This is a genomic window from Patescibacteria group bacterium, from assembly GCA_041645165.1.
In the GTDB taxonomy this organism is placed as follows: Bacteria; Patescibacteriota; Patescibacteriia; order 2-02-FULL-49-11; family 2-02-FULL-49-11; genus 2-02-FULL-49-11.
Map to the genome: position 1 here is coordinate 46,037 of JBAZQN010000001.1, position 20,467 is coordinate 66,503.

Genomic DNA, 20,467 nt, shown 5'->3' on the forward strand with positions numbered 1-20,467 from the left:
CATGCTCGTTCGGGCTGCGGAGGGTCTGCCCGACGACCACTCCTTCGCTGATATTTTTTCTATATGGGAGAAATTCATAAACAATTGAGCATGGGGGAGAGGAGGAAATTGCTGGAATTGGCGCGGGAGGCGATTGGGAGCAGGTTGCGGGGGGAAGAATTCTCTTGTGATGAAGCGGCGCTTGATTCTGTATTGAAAGAAAAACGGGCTTGTTTTGTAACACTTAACGAAGGGGGCCGGTTGCGCGGATGCATTGGCCATGTGCTCCCTGTGCAAGAGCTATATTTGGATGTTATTGAAAATGCGCAATCAGCAGCGTTTGAAGATCCGCGCTTTGCGCCTCTTGCACTTTCGGAGTTTCCATTCCTTGAGATTGAAATATCTGTGCTTTCGGTCCCAGAACCGTTTTCCTATAACACCACGGAAGAATTAATAGAATATCTCGCGGCGCAAAAGCCCGGGGTCATCCTGAAGAAGAATGGTCGCCAGGCGACATTTTTGCCCCAGGTGTGGGAACAGATTGTGCAGCCTGAAGAATTTCTCACAGAATTGTGCATGAAAGCAGGTCTTGCGCCTGATGAATGGAAGAAACAGGTAATGATTCAAATTTATTATGCTGAACATTTTACGCTATCTTAAATATGAGCTCATCGCATTGTTGGTGTGCGCTGTCGCGGGCGGGGTGGGGTATTACGCATATTCACAGCTGGCTGCGGTAGACGGAAACCAGCGTGATCTCGCGAAAAAGTGTCCCAATTGCAAAAAGAACTTGGCAACGCGCAAGGCGATATTGCTTCGCTCACCAAAGCGCTGGCTGACGTGCAGGGGAAACCTGTAGAGGTAGTGCGGCAGGAAATTATAAAAGAAAAGACGCAGGATGAAGTGCTCATTGCCGCCGTGGCTAAAGTCGCGCCCGCAGTGGTATCCCTCGTGGTGACAAAAGACGTGCCGCAGCTGGAAGTGGTGTATGTGAATCCTTTTGGCGATGACCCATTTTTCAAAGATTTCGGATTCAGGATCCCTCAATACCGGCAGAAAGGGACAGAAGAGAAGAAGGTGGGTGCGGGCACGGGCTTTATCATCCGCAGCGACGGCTATATTCTTACGAATCGCCATGTGGTGGAAGATCGCGAGGCGCGCTTTACTGCGCTGCTTTCCAACGGCGTGCAGGAGCTTGCAGACGTAGTGTATAGGGATGAGGAGAATGATATCGCCATATTAAAAATAGCGCGCAAAGGGCTTACCGCAGTTTTTTTCGGCGATTCAGAATCTTTAAAGCTCGGGCAGTCGGTATTTGCCGTCGGGAACGCTCTGGGCGAATACAATAATTCCGTGTCGGTCGGCGTCATCTCCGGCCTCAAACGCACGATTCAGGCATCAAGCAGTTCCGGCAGCGAGACGCTCGAAAATGTCATTCAGACGGATGCCGCGATCAATCCGGGCAATTCCGGCGGGCCATTGTCTAACTTTGACGGGAAAGTCGTGGGCGTAAACGTCGCCACCGTAATAGGGTCTGAAAATATCAGCTTCGCCATCCCCGCCAATATCGTGAAGTCCATCATCGCGTCGGTGTTGAAGTAAAATACCCGTATCATGCGCTGACTTACGCAGACTAGACGCAGACATACGCGGACAGGATAGATTATAAATGAGGAAGGCAGCAAGTAGAATTGCTGCCCTTTTTTGTGAAGCCGAGCGGATTCGAACCGCCGATCTCTCCTTTAATATGGAGCGCTCTACCACAGACCTCTGGCGACCTCGCGACTAATCGCCCTAGGATCATACTGAGCTACGGCCTCAATATATGTAGTGGAGAGGATAGCAAGGGGAAAAAATTTGGTCAAGCGCTCTACTTTCATTTATAGCATTGTTTCTTTATGGTACATTGAATAGGCGGATAATCCGCTGTTTATGAATGAAGAATTTACCCCGTTACCAGAACGCTACGGTCGTAAGACTATGGATGAATGTTTATCAACCCCAAAGGGGAATGATGACCAATATCATGGCCGTAAGCCCATAGTAACGGGGTTTACCTTTCAAGGTCTCACGGAGCAAGAAGCGCGTGAAAGGCTGAGACAAGAGGGATACAATGAAATTCCTTCCGAGAAACGGCAGGGGATTTTGGCGCTCTTTTTCAAGGTGCTGCGGGAACCCATGCTCCTCATGCTGCTCATCGCGGGCACTATTTACTTATTCCTCGGAGATGCACGGGAGGCGCTCATGCTGCTCACCTTTATTGCGGTAGTGATTGGCATTACTTTTCTCCAAGAGCGTAAAACGGAAAAGGCAGTCGAAGCCTTGCGCAACCTGTCGAGCCCGCGCGCGCTCGTGATCCGCGACGGCAAGGAAATGAGGATCTCGGGACGCGAGGTGGTAAGGGGCGATCTGGTGGTAGTGAGGGAGGGGGATCGGGTGCCTGCGGATGCCATGGTGCTCTCGTGCGAACATTTGTCGGTGGACGAGTCGTTGCTTACCGGCGAATCGCAAGCAGTCAGAAAATCAGAAGGGAAGGAGAATCATCTTGCGGTCGCGCGTCCGGGAGGGGATGATCTTCCGTTCGTGTATTCGGGCACCATGGTAGTACAGGGACGGGGCATCACAAGAGTAGCCGCCACGGGTGCGCATACCCAGATGGGCAAGATTGGGAAATCGCTCGCCGCGATCCGTGAAGAAGACACGCTTCTCAAGAAGGAAACAAACAAAATCATCCGCGTCGTTGTGGCCATAGGCGCGTTCCTCTGCATCATCGTTGTGTTGCTCATCGGTTTGAGCCGCGGCAACTGGCTCGAAGGATTCCTTGCAGGATTGACCTTGAGTATGGCAATGCTGCCGGAAGAATTTTCAGTGGTCCTTATCGTATTCCTCACGCTCGGTGCGTGGCGTATTTCCAAAAGGAACGTGTTGGCGCGGCATATGCCCGCCATTGAGACGCTCGGCGCGGCGACGGTCTTGTGTGTAGACAAGACAGGCACGCTTACCAAAAATCAAATGACCTTGAAAGAACTCTCAAGCAACGGAATGTATGAGGAAATTACCTCTAAAGACGGACAAGCTCTTCCTGAGCAATTTCATGAGCTCATAGAGTACGGCATGCTCGCGAGCCAGACAGAACCCTTTGATCCGCTTGAAAAGGAGCTCCTGCGTTTGGGATCCATTTTATTAAGCCAGACTGAGCATATCCATAAGGATTGGGAATTAGTAAAAGAATATCCGCTTTCAAAGGAGTTGCTCGCGCTCTCGCACGTGTGGAAGTCTCCTGATGGGGAACAATATGTCATTGCGGTAAAAGGATCGCCTGAAGCGATCACGGATCTCTGCCACAGTACTCCGCAGCAGATAGGAGAAATTGAGAGGCAGGTGGAAGCAATGTCACGGAAGGGATTGAGGATATTGGGAGTGGCAAAAGCGATATTTAAAAAAGTCCATCTGCCCACCACGCAGCATGTCTTTGCATTTGAATTCGTGGGGCTTTTAGGTTTTGCTGATCCTTTGCGTTCCTCCGTGCCTGAGGCGGTAAATGATGCACAACGGGCGGGCATGCGCATTATCATGGTGAGCGGGGATTATCCCGGCACCGCGCAGGCGATCGCGCGGGAAGCAGGGCTCCGCAGCCCTGAATATTTCCTCACCGGTCCGGAACTCGAAACGATGGATGAAGCGGCGCTGCGCGAGAAAGTCAAAACAGTGAATATATTCGCGCGGATAATGCCGGAACAAAAGTTGGCGCTTGTGGAAGCGCTGAAAGCGAACGGCGAAATTGTGGCCATGACAGGCGATGGGGTGAACGACGCGCCCGCGCTCAAGTCCGCACACATCGGCATAGCTATGGGAGCGCGGGGGACTGATGTCGCGCGCGAGGCGTCCGATCTTGTGCTTCTTGACGACGATTTTTCATCTATTGTGAGTGCCGTGCGGCTCGGCAGGAGAATTTTTGACAACCTGAAGAAAGCGATGGGTTACATCGTTGCGGTGCACGTCCCCATCGCGGGCATGTCGCTTCTGCCTGTGGCGCTGCATCTCCCTCTCGCGCTGTTGCCTGCGCATATTGCGTTTCTCGAGCTCATCATTGATCCCGCCTGTTCCGTGGTATTTGAGGCAGAACCGGAAGAGCGCGACGTGATGGAGCGCCCGCCCCGCAATCTCAAAAAGCCATTGTTAAGCAGGATGACGGTGGGGGTAAGCCTCCTGCAAGGATTGAGCGTCCTCGCTGTGGTATTCGCGATGTTTCAAATCGCCCTCATGATGGGGAAGGGGGAGGCTGATGCGCGGACCTTGGCATTTTCCACGCTGGTGTTTGCTAATATCTTCCTCATCATTACGAATCTTTCATCTACACAAGGATTAGTGCGCACGCTCCGCACGGGCAACAAGACTTTGCACTGGATTGCGGCAGGAACCCTTCTCGCTCTTTTAATCGTGCTCTATACGCCTCCTTTGCGGAATTTGTTCCATTTCAGCGTGTTTCATGTGAGCGACCTCATCGTCACGTTTATCGCGGGGATCGCGAGCCTCCTGTGGTTTGAAGGGTTTAAGATAATACGAAGGATATTCGTCTCATCACGTGTTTAGCCCATGATATGGATTTATCCATTATTGTACCGGTGTATAATGAAGAAGTAATTATGGAGGAGAAAGTGCGCGCGATTGTTGATTTTTTCTCGACGCGAAGATTGACGTGGGAATTTATCATCGTGGATGACGGATCAGGAGACGGGACAAGGAGGCTGCTTGAAGCGTGCAAGGAAAAGTACCCGCAGCTTAATGTGATTTCGATAACACACAGAGGGAAGGGTGCTGCGGTGCGGGAAGGGTTTTTGAGAGGCACGGGAGACTGGTTGCTGTTTTTCGATGTTGATTTATCTACGCCGCTCATCATGTTTGACGCTTTTTGGGCAAAGCGCAATGAGAGGAAGGTGCTTATAGGATCGCGGGCACTGCCTGATGCGCACGTGAAAACGCATCAATGGTGGCTGAAGGAACGGGTGGGGAAATTCGGCAATACGCTGACCCGTATACTGCTTCCCATACCTTTCCGCGACACGCAGTGCGGGTTTAAGATGTACCCGGGCTCATTCCGGCAGCTTCTGCCTTTAAGCGTTACCAATGGCGCGGCGTTTGACATCGAATGGCTTCTCATTGCGGCAAATAATGGGTATGATGTAGAAGAGATTCCGGTGGAGTGGACGAATCGTGTTGAGAGCAAATTTGGTATGGGAGAATATTTGAAGGCAATCTATGAGCTAGGAAAGGTTGTGGCGATGCAGAGAAAAGGAAAGTATATTAAATAATAAGACGTCACAAGGTGGGAGCTGTGACGCCTTTCCCCGGGAGGTAGGATTATTTCTTACCAGCGTTTTTGCCAGATTTATGGTACGGCATATTATGACGCTTATTGGTGTGTCGGCCACCACCCTGGTGACCGTCTGCTGGTTTCACCTGCCTTCCCCTTCTCTTCTTCTTTTTCACATATCCTCCATCATTTAAAGGTTAGATATGACGGTGACCTAAACGTAAGAATTAATTTAACAACTGTCAAGTATATTATTGACTTTATTGGTATTTATGATTATAAACAAAGCCTGGATCGTCGCCGTGGACATGGGCTACGGGCATCAACGGGCGGCGTATCCTTTGAAGCAATACGCGTATGGCGGTGAGATAGTGAATGCGAATCGCTACCCCGGCATACCCCAGAAAGACAAAAAAATATGGCAGCAGGGCCAGGAAGTGTACGAGTTCATGTCGCGGTTCAAAAAGGTGCCTGTCATCGGCGAAGCGGCATGGGATCTCTATGACCAGTTCCAGGAGATTGACCCTTTCTATCCGAAACGCGACCTTTCAAGGCCCTCGCTCCAGCTCAAGAGCACGTATTCTCTCATCCGGAAAAAGCGATGGGGAGAACATTTTATCAAGCGTTTGGCGAAAAATCCTTTACCTTTGGTGAGCACTTTCTTTATTCCTGCCTATCAGGCGGAAGAGTTTAATTATCCGGGTGATATTTATATCGTGGCATGTGACGCAGACGTGAGTCGCGCGTGGGCGCCTCTGAAGCCTTCTCGCAGCCGGATTAAGTATCTTGCGCCGACCGAAAGGGCGGTTGAGCGCCTGAAGCTCTACGGCGTGCGTACAGACCAGATTACGCTCACCGGATTTCCTTTGCCGCGTGAAAATAGGGGTGTGCGCAATAGCGTGGTGAAAGCCGACCTTGCGGAGCGTCTGGTGAACCTTGATCCAAAGCGGGTGTATTGCCGCAAATACCATCGCACTATCAGGGAGCATGTGGGAATATTGCCGAAACGTGCGAACCACCCGCTCACCATCATGTTTACCGTGGGCGGCGCCGGGGCGCAGCGCGATTTGGGGCTCACCATTGCCGAGAGCTTTTATCATGAGCTCAGTGATGACCATACGAGGCTGGTACTGGTCGCCGGCATTCACAACGACGTGAGCCGTTATTTCAGAGAGGGGATTGCGCGTCTGGGCCTGCGCAAAGCATTTTCCAAGGGAAGCCTTGAAATCATCTTTGCCGCTCAAAGGGAAGAATATTTTCAGAAATTTAATGTTGCGTTGCGCACCACCGACATCCTTTGGACGAAACCCTCGGAACTGGTGTTCTATGCGGGGCTTGGCATCCCCATTATCTGCTCTGATCCCATAGGCTCGCAGGAATTTTTCAACCGCCGCTGGGTCAGGGAAGTGGGCGCAGGCACCAAACAATTGAATCCCCGCTATGCGGCAGAATGGATCAAAGATCTCCTCAATGAAGGCTGGTTTGCAGAAGCGGCGATGCAGGGGTATCTAGACATTGAACAAGAAGGAGTTGAGAATATCGAGAAGGCGGTGCTTGGCTGAATGGTTAAAAGGCTACATGGTTAATTATTGAAAGGTGAAAAATAGGAGTTGTGGATAACTGATGTTGTAGTATATCAGCACGTATGGTATCTTACGTATAATATCAATTTTATGAGGAATTTCATTGCACAAAATACCGTCATGTCGTACGTCTGCCTTCCGCAAGCGCTCCTTGCGAAGCGTTTTGCATGGATTATTGATTTTCGGATAAGGCCTTGAGTGTAAACACATATTTTTAAATAACAAGAAACACACACTCGGGCCTCACACAAGCCCGAGAATTTATTTTTTATAGAAAAAACCGCAGCATGTCATCCCCGACTTGATCGGGGATCCAGAAACAAATAAACGCCTCAATAACAAAGATTTTTTCCGCGAAAGCCCTATTTGTCATCCTGAGTCGAGTCGAAGGATAGGCAAATATAATTCCAAATACAGGCTAGGACATTTACGGAAAAAATTTTAAACCTATAAATCCAAATTGTTCTAACCAACAGAGAGGTGTTGTATGTGTAATTTTCTAGTTCTTGTTAAAGTAGATGGGGAACAGATTTTAGACGATATTGACCTACCACTTCAAGAGCTGATGGGAATGCAGGAGGTTTTTTTCGAATTACCACCTCCTGGTAACCCAAAAGGGGAAAGGGGAGTTGTGAAATGTAGAATTATTTATATTGAAACAGGAGGGGTATACCCTATCTTTGTTGTAACGAGAATAAACTAATTTTTTTATAAAAATAAAAATTGTTCACTAAGCCCATCATATTTTGATGGAAATAAAAAACGAAAGGAGGTGATGTTTTATGGGCGGCCAGCCCAATAAATACGAGTCGCCTGGGGATCCTCCCGATTGGAGGGCCTAAGGCGAAGAAGGCATCGGGATATATATATAATATCACCGATGCCTCTTTCATTTTATAAGGGGAAATGATGAGCAGTATATCAAAGTGTCATCAAAATATTGCCTGCCCGGTCGGATGACTGGGCGACCGCTAAAAATGATGACAGTTAAAATTTAATATATTGAGAGTGTAGAACAATTCAGGAGAAAGGTGTTCACGCAGATCAACGCAGATACTCGGCCGCAATAAACTTCGTATAAAGCATGGTGGAGAGTGTGATGCGGCCGAACGCAGATATACGCAGATATTTTTCTACTGTCTCATATTTTATTGATTTTTTTGTTTCTGGATCCCAGATCTCGGTCTGGGATGACAAGAAACGTGTAAGTCCTGACAGGTTAAGAATAGGAAACGTACCATTTGGCCCGAAATGGTATATTGTCGAATGCGTACGCACTCACTGTGTGGGCATCGCCATCCTCGCGGTTTAAGCCCCCCTCTTGATCTCCCCCCTGATAGGGGGGAGACCACACGCCTTGTCCTCCCCCTAAAAAGGGGGAGGTATGGCGGGGGTGTTTTAGGGGTGGGAGCATGTGAGTCCAGTGTAATTCCATTTGACCCGAAACCTCCCCTCGCGTCCCTTCCTTCTCGAGGAGGGGATATTCAGATAGTGCGCTTGTTTCAAGTTCTCAATTCGAATATAATAGAAATGAGGCTATTGAGGGACTACATAAATCGAAATGGTTACTAGAAGGGACAAATTTGGTGAAATATCGTACCCTGATTACATAAAATAGCACGTTAACAATGTTCGCAGCGCGGAAATGGCGATCAGTATCGTTGGTCACCACCACGGCGCTGCTGAACACTAAAAAAAGCTTTTTCAAAAAGATAGGGAGAAAGGAGGTGATGATGATGGGATGTAGTCCAGATAAAGCTGGTTGTGCTTCCGGGACTCCTCGGAAGACTTCGATCCAGAAGACTCCTCGGAAGACTTCGATCCAGAAGACTCCTCGGAAGACTTCGATCCAGAAGACTTCGCGGATCCGGTAAATTATAAGTTCACTTACTCACCTCACCGCGTTTTAAGCCATTCAGGGTCCCTATCCTCTGGATGGCTGTTATTTTTTATAAAAGAAGATTCAAGATAATATTAAAGTGTCATAAAAATTTTGCGTACGCAGAAAAATGATGACAGTTTTGTGGTGCGAACTGGGCACAGATTTGCGTGGACTTAACGCAGACAACGCTGACATCATTGTCACCGTAGTGGTCGGAGATAAACTCCGACGCTACGAACGTGAGATCATAGACGAGCTATGACGCTACAAACGACAATTGTATGTAGCGTGGCAGTTTATCTGCCACCACGTGGTCGGAGACAAGCTCCGACGCTACGGATTGAAATTGCCAGAGGTAAGATCATGGAACGAGGTTCAAAAAGGGAAACGTGCCATCTGGATCTAAATGGCTCATTTTTTAGCGTTAAAATACTATTTTGTGGTATAATTTTTATATTATTATCAGGATAACGTGACCGGAATGAAAAAACAGACTGCGTTTTTGGCTATAATGATAGTGCTTTTTTTGTTGCCCATTCCTATATTTGCGGCGCGGACGGTGAAAACCGCGGGGAGTAGCACCGTCTATTATGTGGATGACGGAGGGGTGAGGCATGCGTACCCAAACCAACATACGTACCGTAGTTGGTTTGGAGGGACCCTTCGACAAGCTCAGGGTGACAAATTAATTGAAACGGTGAAGGTTGAAGAGTTGGCGGGGATTGCGTTGGGGAAAAATGTGACGATGCGGCCCGGGTCCTTGGTGAAGATTCCTACTGCGCCGCAGGTGTATGCGGTGGAGGCAGGCGGCATATTAAGGCCGATAGTGGGAGAGCAGACGGCAATCGACCTCTGGGGGAAGGATTGGGCAAAGAAAGTAATAGATATGCCAGAGGTATTTTTCAGCGATTACCAGATTGGCAAATCAGTGCGGGGAAGGGCGGATTTGCCTGATGGCACGTTGGTGAAATTGGAGACCCCCCCAAGTGAGCCCCCCCTTGGTAAGGGTGGGACAAGTGCGAATTACTATTATTTCAAGGATAAAGGAGTTTTGAGACCATTTAAGGATGTCGCGGCGGTTAAGGAGAATAGGTTGGATACGAGTGTAGCGGTGGTTATCCCGCAATTATTTCCCATACGAACCCGCGTGATAAGCGGGTTAGAGTCGCGGATTGTCGAGCCACAATGGGACCTTTTGATAAATTCCGTGGACTGCGAAGCGGCAAATTTGCGCGCTGCTGTAATTTATCTTTCCCGCGGTTCCGGGAATACTGTCACGAAATTAAACCTGTGGCGCACTTCGGTGGCGTCCTCCTGGGAGAGGAGAACCGACGTGCTGTCGCTTATCTCTATTGATCCTGTGGAAGAGATGGTATTGGAGGATCGCTTTTTAGGCAGTACCACCCTTGAGATGCAGGAAATCAGCCGCACGTTTTTTGATACGCACCGCGATGTGTATGATTTCCTCTTTGTCTGGAACCCCGCCGTGCCGGTCAATGGCACGAAGGAACTTGCTGATTTTTGGCCGGTCACCAACCAGATCGACGGTTTGGGAAAGGCGGCGTTCGAGCGCGGTGAACTCTATGGCAGCAAGGGAAAGCTCAAAGCAGTAATCAATATGGGAAGGCCGGGCGATTATCCCATTGATGACACCGCCGGCATGGCAAGGGCGGTTGAAACGGGGCTGCATGAGCTGCTCCACCAATGGAGCGGGGAAGCGGATTATAAGGACAGCAAAGGAGCCGATCGCACTGATCTGCAGACCGCGGACGGCTATCACTGGTCGCCTCTTGCGGATCTCATTTCCCCGCTTGGCGGATGGGGATGGAGGGACAACGGCGACGGTACGCTCACTTCAAAGCGTTCTCTTTATACCACCCAGCAGCTAGCAGATCTTCATTTTCCTGATCTTGATTTATATTTGATGGGATTGGTGCCGAGGCATTCTGTGGCGCCGTTTTCCTATATCGTGCCCACTGCGGCAGGCGTTTCGCTCACGGATACGGTCGTGGGAACCCTCCGGAGCGTTAGCATCGATGACGTGGTGTATGGGAATGGTGTGAGAAGGTGCACAAACCGTAACATGGGTTATATTCAGGAGATTTGGTAAGTAAAAAATATTATTGTTTATTACAAGTATTAAAATTTTCAATTTTCAAGTCTCAATTATCAATTAATTTTCAATTTATCAATGTTTGAAAATTGGAAATTGAGATTTGAAAATTATTATCATAATTTATGTCTTGGTTTACCATCGCCATCATCGCTTATATACTTCTCGCGCTTGTCAACGTACTCGACAAGGTCATGATGGAGAATTTCGTGAAGGATGCGCGCGTGTATACGTTTTTGGTGGGAGTATTTGGGCTCCTCTCCATCGTGCTCGCGCCCTTAGGATTGACCCTGCTCTCCGCGCCGTTGTTGGGGATCGCGCTTGTTTCCGGGATATGGATGTTTTTCGGGCTCCATTGGTTTTTCCGCGCGTTGAGTTTGGGAGAAGCTTCGCGGGTCATACCGCTCTCCGGCGCTTCCATCCCCACCCTTACCGTGCTGCTTGCCTTTATCGTGCTCGGTGACACCTTTTCCCCGTGGCAGATGTCAGCGATCATCCTTCTCATCGCCGGAAGCGTGCTCCTCACCCATATACCGCAGGAGCACCACTGGTGGAATGCGGTGATCAACCGTTTCCGCCATCCCCGCAAGTACCATGACGTGCTGCTTGCCGTGGGTTCGGGATTTGCGTTTGCGCTCTCCTATGTTCTTTCCAAGTACGTGTATGACCAATCCTCATTTGTCACCGGTTTTATCTGGGGGCGCATTGGCACATTCCTCGCCGCCCTCTGTTTGCTCACCATCCCGAAGGTCCGCGCGCATCTTAAAGAAACATTCACCCATTTTATCTCTCCGAAAGGCGCCATGTTTTTCGGGAACCAAGGGTTAGGAGCGCTCGCAGTGGTGCTCCATAGCTATGCGGTGTCGCTGGGAAGCGTTGCATTGGTGCAAGCGCTGCAGGGCGTGCAATATGCCACGGTGTTTACGATTGCGATACTCGCCTCCATCTTCAGGCCGAAATTATTGAAAGAATATCTCACCCCGCGGGTGCTCATGGAAAAATCATTTGCGATTCTTTTAGTCATCCTAGGGGTGGCGATGATAGCACTGCTGTGAGATGTATTTCGTATCACGTATTATGTATTATGGGCACGTTCACCGATGCCTAATACGTAATACCTACTGCCTAATACGAAAGGCATGAGAGGGTAGAATTCCATATATGGATCAGATAAATGAAGAAATAATCAGTTTCCCTCATGGTTTCCTCTGGGGCACGGCGACTGCTGCCCATCAGGTGGAGGGGGATAACGTTCATAGCGATTGGTGGAGTTGGGAAAGAAGCGCGCAAAAGCTGGAGGCATTAAGGCAAGAAGGTAAGAACGCGGATGATTATATTTCAGGGCATGCGTGCGATCATTATCACAGGTTCGAGGAAGATATTAATTTAATAAAACTTGGAGGGCAAAACGCGCACCGGCTGTCGCTTGAGTGGTCACGCGTGGAGCCGGAGGAAGGAGTGTGGGATGAAAAAGAAATTGAACACTATCGGGAGGTTCTAGAAATGCTGAAGCAGAGGGGTATCAAAACATTTGTTACTTTGTGGCACTTTACGAACCCGCAGTGGTTTGCGGAAAAGGGAGGATGGCTGAAGAGGAGGAACGTGAAATATTTCGTGCGGTATTGCGAGAGGGTAGCGCGGATTTTAGGCGATTTGGTCGACGTATGGACGACCATCAATGAGCCGAATGTATATGCGCAGGTTGCGTATAATTGGGGCGTTTGGCCGCCGCAGCATCGCTCATATCTGGAGTCATTGAAGGTTTTTTGGCATTTGGCACGCGCGCACCGCCGTTCCTATGCGATATTGCATCGCCTCACGCCGCACGTGCCGGCGGGCGCCGCGATTAACGTGGTTTCGTATGTCGCGCATACGCCGCACCGGTTCTCCTCCCACGTTTCGGTGTGGCTTATGCATATGGCGACAGGTCACCTGTTTTATACACTCACCGGCAGGAACACGCACGATTATATTGGCATGAATTATTATTTTCGCACGCGCCTTAAAAATTTATCCTGGAGCCTGAACCCTTCTTTCGTGGATGTGCGCTCACATGGCAGAGAAACTTCGTCGTTGGGATGGGAAATTTATCCCCAAGGATTGTTTGAGTCGCTTGTTGATCTCTCACGCTACCACAAGCCAATTTATATCCTAGAGAACGGCATTGCGACAGATGACGACGGCCAGCGTGCCCGCTTTATCCTTTCACACCTGCGCGAAGTGTATCACGCGATTCGGGAGGAAGTGGATGTGCGGGGCTATTTCCACTGGTCGCTTCTCGACAATTTCGAGTGGCATGAAGGCTGGAGGCCGAAATTCGGGCTGGTCGCGGTGGACCGGGAGACATTCAAGCGCACTCCCAAAGAATCGTTTTATCTGTATAAAAGAATTGCAGAAGACAATGCGATAAACCCTAAACTCTCTCGCTACGCGAGATCTGGCGTAGCCAGATAAATCCTAAATACTAAACAAACTCAAAATTTCCCGCTTCAGCGGGATCCCGCTTACCTTAAAAAGAAAGAATTCAAGGTGCGGGACAAAATTCAAATATTTTAGTTTAGTATTTCGTGCTTAGGATTTGGAATTTCTCATATTTATGGATTTTTTAGAGACCTTTATTCCATTCATAAGAAAGAAACGCGAACATGAGCGGCGCAAGAGGCGCATTTTGCACGTGGCGATGATTGCGGCGATTGTCATTGTTTTGTTATGCAGTGCGGCGGTGATTGCGTACCGCATGCGCAATCGCATTCCCGACGGCATTGCACAGGAGTGGGGCGTGACGTTTTCAAAAAAATATGCAGAAGAATTGGGCATCCCTTGGCAGGACGTTTTTGTTGGCCTCCTTGATAACCTTCGCGTGCGCTTGATCCGCATTCCTGCGTATTGGGATGAAATTGAGCCAGTGCCCGGCCAATATCATTTTGCCGACCTTGATTGGATGCTTATGGAAGCTGACCGCCGAGGAGCGAAAGTTCTCATTGCCGTAGGCCGCAGGCTGCCGAGATGGCCTGAGTGTCACGATCCTCTTTGGCTCAAAGACGCGGACCAGCGCAGAACGTCATCCCGCTTAGCGGGACCTCAATCGCGGAATAACGCGGAAAGTGAAGATGAGGCAAAAGAGGCGTTGCTGATGTATATTCGTACGGTGGTGGAGCGGTATCGCAAACATCCGGCGGTGGCGGCGTGGCAGGTGGAAAATGAGCCTCTTTTAAGCGTATTTGGCATCTGCCCTCCTCCTGACAAGGCTCTTTTGGATGAAGAAATCAAGCTGGTGAAATCTCTTGATGAGAAGCCGGTTATCCTCACTGATTCAGGGGAGCTCTCGGACTGGATCGAGCTCTCGTCGCGCGCGGACATTCTCGGCGTGAGTTTATACCGTCTGGTGTGGAACCAGTATTTTGGGTATTTCCATTGGCCGCTCCCTGCATCATATTACCGGAAAAAAGCAGAGCTCTCTTTGAGTCGCGTCAAGGACGTGGTCATCACCGAGGTGCAGCTTGAGCCGTGGACTGGCGAGCCGATCATCGGAGTGCCAATAAGCGAGCAGCGTCGCACCTTTGACCAAGAACGATTTCATGATACTATTGAGTACGCGCGCGAGACAGGGTTGAGGCAGATTTATCTCTGGGGGGCTGAGTGGTGGTATTGGATGAAGGTGCAGGGGTATCCTGAATATTGGGAAGGAGCGAGGGAAGTGTTTCATAAAAAATCTCAAATCCCAATTTCCAATGACCAATAAAATTCAAATTTCTAAATCCCAAATGTTGGATATTGAGGTTTGAAGTATTGATTGGGCATTGAGGATTGGGCATTATTGGTGTAGTTTATTTCATCGTATCGGAATTTCAATTTCCGCGTTATTCCGCGTAAAGGGCAAGCCTGCCACGTACCGTGCCACAGGCTCTGGTGCGGGGCGTGACGTTCCGCGTGAGTCCGCGATTAATGCCGAAGGCTTAATTTATGATTCATACATCAAAAAGAATAAAAATCATAGCTTTTGCTTTCGCCTTGCTTATTGTCGCGAGTGGCGGGTTATTGCTTTTGCGCCGGAAGGAAACAGCGTCAGTGCCACAGCCCCCAGTGGTGAAACGCTTAAAAGTGGTTACTACCATTCTGCCGCTGTATCTGACTGCACGCGAAGTAGGAGGGCCGCTCGTGGATGTGGTGAATCTGATTCCCTTAACGGCGCAGCCGCACGGTTACCTTTTAACCGAGGAAGATATCCGCAACCTTGAGGACGCCGATATTGTCATCACCTCAGGCACTACAATTGATGCATGGGCTGATGAGGCGCTCAAGATTCTTGATCCTTCCCAGGTAAGCATCCTTCCGGTGGGCAAACGGTTGGAGCTCAAGCCGCAATTGCCGCTTCTTGCGGGCGGGAAGGCTTCTGGAGAGTTAGATGAACACTTCTGGCTCGATCCGGGAAGGATGATACTAGCGGTGTCTTCCATCAGGGATGCCATTTCTGAAAAAAACCCCCCACATAAGGATCAATATTGGGTTCAAACATCGTTTTTTCTGGAAACGCTCGGCATGATAGACCGTGATTTTAGGGAACGATTCAAAGGGGCGGCAAGCACGCGCATCGTGAGCAGCCATTTGTCCATGGCGCATTTTATTTCATCCTTTGATCTTGTGTGGGTGGGAGCGATTGCCGCAGAACCTGACGAGGCGCCCATTCCCGCCCACGCGGACGCGTTAGTGCGCCGTATGCGTGCGGACAAGGTGCGTGCAATATTCAGTGACAGCCTTACGGATGAGTACGCGTTAAAAGCGGCTAAAGAATCAGGAGCGAATCTTTTCTTGTTTGATAATTTAGAGGTAGCAAGCACAACGCCTGAATCCTATGAGACCATTATGCGGAGAAATATGATGACGATGTCGCGAGCGTTAGGCTATCAGCCGGTGATGGAGTAATGATGATTACATGGTTACACTGTTGTATGGTTAAAATAGAGGTGAGCAACGAAAATCTGGAATTTGATATTAGGATTTGCCCAGTCATCCGACTGGGCACCCCGTCGAATGACGGGATGGATTTCGGATTTAGTATTTTTTAATAGCGGGGTGTAGCGAAGTGGTATCGCGCACGGTTCGGGACCGTGAGATCGGGAGTTCAATCCTCCCCACCCCGATTTGATAATTTTATTTATTATTAATTAATACGACTATGAAAGGCTATATTGCGAACATCGAAAAAATCACGCTGGAGAATGAAAATTTTCGCAAGGTGCTCTATACCGCAAAGCACAGCCAGCTGGTGGCGATGAGCCTGAAACCAAAAGAAGAAATCGGCGAGGAAGTGCACACGCTCGACCAGTTCATCAGGATTGAAGAAGGGGAGGGGTTAGCGGTTCTTGATGGCGTCGAGTATGCCATACATGATGATTATGCCGTGGTAGTACCGGCGGGAGCCAAGCACAATATTATCAATACTTCCTCGGAAAAACCGATGAAGCTCTATACGCTTTATTCGCCTCCTGAACATCAGGATGGGGTGGTGCGCGAGACCCGCGAGGAGGCGATGGCGAAAGAAGAGCATTTTGACGGCAAGACGACGGAGTAGGAGGGAATTGTTAAATTGTTAAATGGCTAATGGTCATATTACTATAGTGAGTTGCTCACCTTATTCCGATTTGTCATTCCTGATTTATTCAGGAATCCAGTAACAAAAATATAAAATCGATCGTTATGGTAGTTCTGGTTTTCTGGATCCCGCATCTTGAGTGCGGGATGACGGTGAGGAATCGGAATTTGAATAGCAATTGAGTATGTCTGCATAAATCAGCGTGATAACCTTTTATCGAACTGTTCCTGTAATCTATTTATGAAACTAGTAACGAAACAAACTTTTTCACTTCTCTGGCGTCATGCGAGGCCGTACAAGAAGCTCCTTTCATTCATGATCGCGACGCTGGCGATGGGCATGATACTCGAAACGGTGGTCCCGCTTTTCTATAAGCGGTTTTTTGATTTGTTAAGCGACGGTTCAGTCCCGCGCGCTGCACAGACCGGCGCGCTTATCCGCACCGTTATCATAATCCTGATGCTGTACCTCGTGGAGTGGATCCTCTGGCGTGTTACCACCTTTGCGAACAATTACTTCCAGCCGCGCGTCATGTCTGACATCCTTAATTCTTCGTTTGAATATCTCCATGCCCATGCCTACGGCTTTTTCGTAAACCGCTTCGTGGGAGCGCTGGTGCGTAAGGTAAACCGCCTTGTGGATGCGTTTGAAAGCATCGCCGATAGGATATGCTGGGATTTGCTGCCCATGGCCATACGCATCGTGACCATCCTCATCGTGCTGTGGTTTCGCAGTACCACCGTTGCGCTTGTCATGATGGTATGGATTGTCTTTTATCTTGCCGTGAACTACGCGTTTACGATGTTCAAGCTCAAATACGACGAGCAGAGCGCGACGGTTGATTCGCGGGTCACCGCGCATTTGGGCGACACGATTACGAACAACGTCAACATTAAGCTCTTTACTTCCTTAGCGAGTGAATTGCGCTCGTTCAAGCGTATCACGACTGATCAATTTAAAATCAGGAAGTTCGTGTGGGATTTAAGCGCAATCCTTGAGGCGATCCAGGCGCTGTTTATGATTTTTCTTGAGTATGCGATTTTCAGGATTTCTATACACTATTGGGCAATGGGGGTTTTCAGCATCGGCGATTTCGTGCTTATCCAAGCCTACCTTCTGCAGATATTCAACCGCCTCTGGGATTTCGGCCGCATCATCCGCGATATTTATAAGCGTTTGGCGGATGCCGAGGAAATGGTGGAGATACTCCATACGCCGCACGGAGTGCAGGATGCCTCGAATGCAAAAAAATTAGTGGTGAAGAATGGTGAAGTTGATTTTCGGAAAATACATTTTACCTATACGGGAGTGCAGGACGTGCTCCATGATTTTTCACTGCTGATACGCCCCGGGGAAAAAGTTGGCTTGGTGGGGCCGTCGGGAGCAGGCAAGTCCACCATTACCGCGCTTCTTTTCCGTTTTTATGATGTCACGAAGGGGGGTATTTATATTGACGGCATTAATGTTAAACAGGTGACGCAACGGTCGCTGCGCGAGAGTATCAGTCTGGTCCCGCAAGATCCCATCCTTTTCCACCGCACTCTGATGGACAATATCCGCTATGGCAGGCTTGATGCCATGGATGCGGAAGTGTTCCGGGCGGCAAAGCTTGCGCATTGCGATGAATTTATCCAGCGGATGCCGGACAGCTATGAAACTTTTGTGGGAGAGCGGGGAATAAAGCTTTCTGGGGGTGAGCGCCAAAGAGTGGCGATCGCGAGGGCGATCCTGAAAAATGCGCCGATCCTCGTGCTTGATGAGGCGACCTCGAGCCTTGATTCGCATTCCGAAGCGATGATCCAGGACGCCTTGGAAAAACTGATGATTGATAAGACCGTCATCGTTATTGCGCACCGGCTTTCCACGATCATGAAGATGGACCGGATCGTGGTGGTCAAGGAAGGCCGCATCACGGAGCAGGGGACTCATGATGCGCTCCTGACGATGCCGCGCGGCACCTACCGCATGCTTTGGCGTTTGCAGGCAGGCGGATTTATTAAATAATATAGATGCAGATCAACGCGGATTGTTACGCTAATGTACGCGGATATTTTCAATGGCTACGAATTCGTAGTCATTAGCCTGCCTGCGCAGGCAGGTATCATTCGTATGAATAAGTATATTGGTATCATATTTTATGAAACTCTCATGCCCCGCATTTCAACATGAAGGAATGGTTCCTCCGCAGTACACTTGTGACGGAATGGACGTAAACCCTCCATTTACCATAGAAGGGGTACCAGAGCAAGCCCGGAGCCTTGCGCTCGTGGTAGACGATCCTGATGCGCCTGGAGGCGATTGGGTGCATTGGACCATGTGGAATATTGACCCCTCGACATCAAGAATCGAGGGAAACACAGTACCCGTAGGTGCCGTCGAAGGCATGACAGATTTCGGCAGGTCCGGTTGGGGAGGCCCGTGTCCACCGTCAGGCACGCACCGCTACCAGTTCAAGCTCTACGCTCTTGATGCCATGCTCTCGCTTGGCAACACCGCAAAGAAGCGCGATCTGGAGGAAGCTATGAAGGGTCATGTGCTCGCACAGGCAGTGCTCGCAGGGAAATATTCAAGAAGATAACTCGAAAGTACTCACTCAGGGTTATCACATCGCTCGGAATGCACAATTTTTCTGCGGACGCGACCAAACAGCCTGAACGCCTAAATCCTCGAAAAATTGGTATTCCTTCGCGTCGCGTTGAAGCCAGTGAGTACTTACGATTATTCCTGTTCAGGCATAGTCATAATAATCCGTTGCACTTCCTCGAGGGTTTTTACTTTTACAAGTTCCTCGCGGATTTTTTTTGCGCGCGGCAAGCCCTTCACATACCATGCCAGATGTTTGCGCATTTCAATAATGCCGTATGGGCCTTTGGCCTCAAGCGCAAGTTTTACGTGCTCCATGATATATTGTTTTTTTTCGTCCCAGGTCGGTTCGTGATAAGTACCTGATGCGAGATATTCTCTGATCTGCCGGAAAATCCAAGGCCGCCCCAGCGCCCCGCGCGCAATGCCTAATCCGTCCGCATGCGTGGCCTCCACCATTTCCTTTGCCAATACAGGGCTGTAAATGCCGCCATTCGCGATCACGATGCCAGTAAAAAGTTTTTTCACCTCTGAGATCATCTCGAGATCAGGTTCACCGTCAAATGGCTTTTCGTACGATCGTCCGTGGACCATAATTGCCGAGATGGGGAGGGATTTTATTTTTTTTACAAGATCAAGCGCTGTTATTTTTTTTTGATTCAGATTAATACTTGCGCGGACCTTGATGGACACGGGAAGCGTGGTAGCACTGCATACCGCAGCGACGAGTTCAGCGCAAAGTTCGGGATTTCGCATCAAATTTACGCCACCACCATGGCGAGTCACCTTGTACGCGGGACAGCCGAAGTTGATATCAATGCCCGAGAATCCCAAGCGTTCCACCTGCCTTGCTGCTAAGCGTAATACAGACGGGTCATTGCCGAATATTTGGCATACGACTGGCTTCTCACCCGGCGAGAAGGAAAGCATGTCGTGCGTTTTTTGGCTGTTCCGCGCAAGGGCATTTGCGGAAGCGAATTCAGTATAAATAACATCAGCGCCGAACCGTTTGCACATGGTGCGGAATGCCAGATCAGTGACTCCTGCCATGGGTGCAAGGGCGAGGAAGGGTTTTGGCAATTTTGTCCAGAAATTATTCATATGCGACTTGAGCTGCAGTGATTATATATTAATAATGCGATTATAGCTGAAAATGCGCCTTATTCAAAGCTTTTTATTATGCACTTTGACAAGGGGGGAAAGAACGTGTATAAAATAGTAAACTGAATAAAGGAGCATATAGCAACGTATACATTATAAACGCGTAAAGTAACCTCATTTCACTCATCAGTGCACGACATACGCTCAAAATGGAAAGCGGATGTGAAGCATCCCAAGCCCCGCCTTAAGCGGCGGGGTAACTGAAGGGGAAGAAGAGCGTAGCGCATAGGTTCAAACGTTCGTTGGCAGGTATGCCTGC

14 protein-coding genes and 2 tRNA genes are annotated in these 20,467 nt (G+C 49.3%); 14 read left to right on the plus strand and 2 right to left on the minus strand.

What is annotated here, in order from left to right; translation table 11 throughout:
- Window positions 1-63 precede the first annotated feature (63 nt).
- Window positions 64-639 (plus strand): AmmeMemoRadiSam system protein A, encoded by a 576-nt coding sequence (gene amrA / locus WC659_00240; GenBank protein ID MFA4872351.1) that lies wholly within the window; start codon window positions 64-66, stop codon window positions 637-639.
- Between the two features lie 108 nt (window positions 640-747).
- The gene (locus tag WC659_00245) at window positions 748-1,581 is read left to right on the plus strand and encodes a trypsin-like peptidase domain-containing protein (GenBank protein MFA4872352.1); all 834 of its coding nucleotides are present in this window, start codon (window positions 748-750) and stop codon (window positions 1,579-1,581) included.
- A 105-nt stretch (window positions 1,582-1,686) separates the two neighbouring features.
- Here the strand turns inward: WC659_00245 and WC659_00250 are convergent.
- Window positions 1,687-1,799: transfer RNA gene (locus tag WC659_00250), tRNA-OTHER, on the minus strand.
- A gap of 112 nt (window positions 1,800-1,911) precedes the next feature.
- On the opposite strand from WC659_00250, the gene WC659_00255 reads away from it, so the two are divergent.
- The 12 genes from WC659_00255 to WC659_00310 all read left to right on the plus strand — a co-directional run bounded on the left by WC659_00255 (window position 1,912) and on the right by WC659_00310 (window position 19,042).
- Complete coding sequence (locus tag WC659_00255; GenBank protein MFA4872353.1) at window positions 1,912-4,572, plus strand: cation-translocating P-type ATPase; 2,661 nt, start codon at window positions 1,912-1,914, stop codon at window positions 4,570-4,572.
- Between the two features lie 8 nt (window positions 4,573-4,580).
- A complete protein-coding gene (locus tag WC659_00260) occupies window positions 4,581-5,291 on the plus strand; it encodes a glycosyltransferase (protein ID MFA4872354.1) in 711 nt (236 codons plus the stop codon).
- 274 nt (window positions 5,292-5,565) lie between these two features.
- Window positions 5,566-6,855, plus strand: a complete 1,290-nt coding sequence (locus WC659_00265; protein ID MFA4872355.1) for a hypothetical protein — start codon at window positions 5,566-5,568, stop codon at window positions 6,853-6,855.
- Between the two features lie 2,384 nt (window positions 6,856-9,239).
- On the plus strand, window positions 9,240-10,868 hold the full coding sequence (locus tag WC659_00270; protein ID MFA4872356.1) for a hypothetical protein: 1,629 nt from the start codon (window positions 9,240-9,242) through the stop codon (window positions 10,866-10,868).
- Window positions 10,869-10,996: 128 nt separating this feature from the next.
- Window positions 10,997-11,926 carry an EamA family transporter gene (locus WC659_00275; GenBank protein MFA4872357.1) on the plus strand — a complete coding sequence of 310 codons (930 nt, stop codon included), beginning with the start codon at window positions 10,997-10,999 and terminating at the stop codon, window positions 11,924-11,926.
- 106 nt (window positions 11,927-12,032) lie between these two features.
- Window positions 12,033-13,325 (plus strand): glycoside hydrolase family 1 protein, encoded by a 1,293-nt coding sequence (locus tag WC659_00280; protein ID MFA4872358.1) that lies wholly within the window; start codon window positions 12,033-12,035, stop codon window positions 13,323-13,325.
- 142 nt (window positions 13,326-13,467) lie between these two features.
- A complete protein-coding gene (locus WC659_00285; protein MFA4872359.1) occupies window positions 13,468-14,613 on the plus strand; it encodes a beta-galactosidase in 1,146 nt (381 codons plus the stop codon).
- 221 nt (window positions 14,614-14,834) lie between these two features.
- On the plus strand, window positions 14,835-15,794 hold the full coding sequence (locus WC659_00290; GenBank protein ID MFA4872360.1) for a zinc ABC transporter substrate-binding protein: 960 nt from the start codon (window positions 14,835-14,837) through the stop codon (window positions 15,792-15,794).
- A gap of 146 nt (window positions 15,795-15,940) precedes the next feature.
- Window positions 15,941-16,012, plus strand: a tRNA-Pro gene (locus tag WC659_00295).
- A gap of 35 nt (window positions 16,013-16,047) precedes the next feature.
- Window positions 16,048-16,443 carry a cupin domain-containing protein gene (locus tag WC659_00300; GenBank protein ID MFA4872361.1) on the plus strand — a complete coding sequence of 132 codons (396 nt, stop codon included), beginning with the start codon at window positions 16,048-16,050 and terminating at the stop codon, window positions 16,441-16,443.
- A 261-nt stretch (window positions 16,444-16,704) separates the two neighbouring features.
- A complete protein-coding gene (locus WC659_00305; protein ID MFA4872362.1) occupies window positions 16,705-18,468 on the plus strand; it encodes an ABC transporter ATP-binding protein in 1,764 nt (587 codons plus the stop codon).
- 133 nt (window positions 18,469-18,601) lie between these two features.
- Window positions 18,602-19,042, plus strand: coding sequence for a YbhB/YbcL family Raf kinase inhibitor-like protein (locus WC659_00310; protein ID MFA4872363.1), 441 nt, complete (start codon window positions 18,602-18,604; stop codon window positions 19,040-19,042).
- A gap of 140 nt (window positions 19,043-19,182) precedes the next feature.
- Here WC659_00310 and WC659_00315 read toward each other — a convergent pair whose 3' ends face one another.
- On the minus strand, window positions 19,183-20,148 hold the full coding sequence (locus tag WC659_00315; GenBank protein ID MFA4872364.1) for a tRNA-dihydrouridine synthase: 966 nt from the start codon (window positions 20,146-20,148) through the stop codon (window positions 19,183-19,185).
- Between the last annotated feature and the right edge of the window lie 319 nt (window positions 20,149-20,467).

Excerpts from the sequence above, each read along its gene's own strand:
- WC659_00255 (MFA4872353.1), top strand. The coding sequence starts at position 1,912 with ATGAATGAAGAATTTACCCCGTTACCAGAACGCTACGGTCGTAAGACT.
- WC659_00270 (MFA4872356.1), top strand. The coding sequence starts at position 9,240 with ATGAAAAAACAGACTGCGTTTTTGGCTATAATGATAGTGCTTTTTTTG.
- WC659_00265 (MFA4872355.1), top strand. The coding sequence starts at position 5,566 with ATGATTATAAACAAAGCCTGGATCGTCGCCGTGGACATGGGCTACGGG.
- WC659_00315 (MFA4872364.1), bottom strand. The coding sequence starts at position 20,148 with ATGAATAATTTCTGGACAAAATTGCCAAAACCCTTCCTCGCCCTTGCA.
- WC659_00310 (MFA4872363.1), top strand. The coding sequence starts at position 18,602 with ATGAAACTCTCATGCCCCGCATTTCAACATGAAGGAATGGTTCCTCCG.
- WC659_00300 (MFA4872361.1), top strand. The coding sequence starts at position 16,048 with ATGAAAGGCTATATTGCGAACATCGAAAAAATCACGCTGGAGAATGAA.
- amrA (MFA4872351.1), top strand. The coding sequence starts at position 64 with ATGGGAGAAATTCATAAACAATTGAGCATGGGGGAGAGGAGGAAATTG.
- WC659_00305 (MFA4872362.1), top strand. The coding sequence starts at position 16,705 with ATGAAACTAGTAACGAAACAAACTTTTTCACTTCTCTGGCGTCATGCG.
- WC659_00280 (MFA4872358.1), top strand. The coding sequence starts at position 12,033 with ATGGATCAGATAAATGAAGAAATAATCAGTTTCCCTCATGGTTTCCTC.
- WC659_00285 (MFA4872359.1), top strand. The coding sequence starts at position 13,468 with ATGGATTTTTTAGAGACCTTTATTCCATTCATAAGAAAGAAACGCGAA.
- WC659_00290 (MFA4872360.1), top strand. The coding sequence starts at position 14,835 with ATGATTCATACATCAAAAAGAATAAAAATCATAGCTTTTGCTTTCGCC.
- WC659_00260 (MFA4872354.1), top strand. The coding sequence starts at position 4,581 with ATGGATTTATCCATTATTGTACCGGTGTATAATGAAGAAGTAATTATG.
- WC659_00275 (MFA4872357.1), top strand. The coding sequence starts at position 10,997 with ATGTCTTGGTTTACCATCGCCATCATCGCTTATATACTTCTCGCGCTT.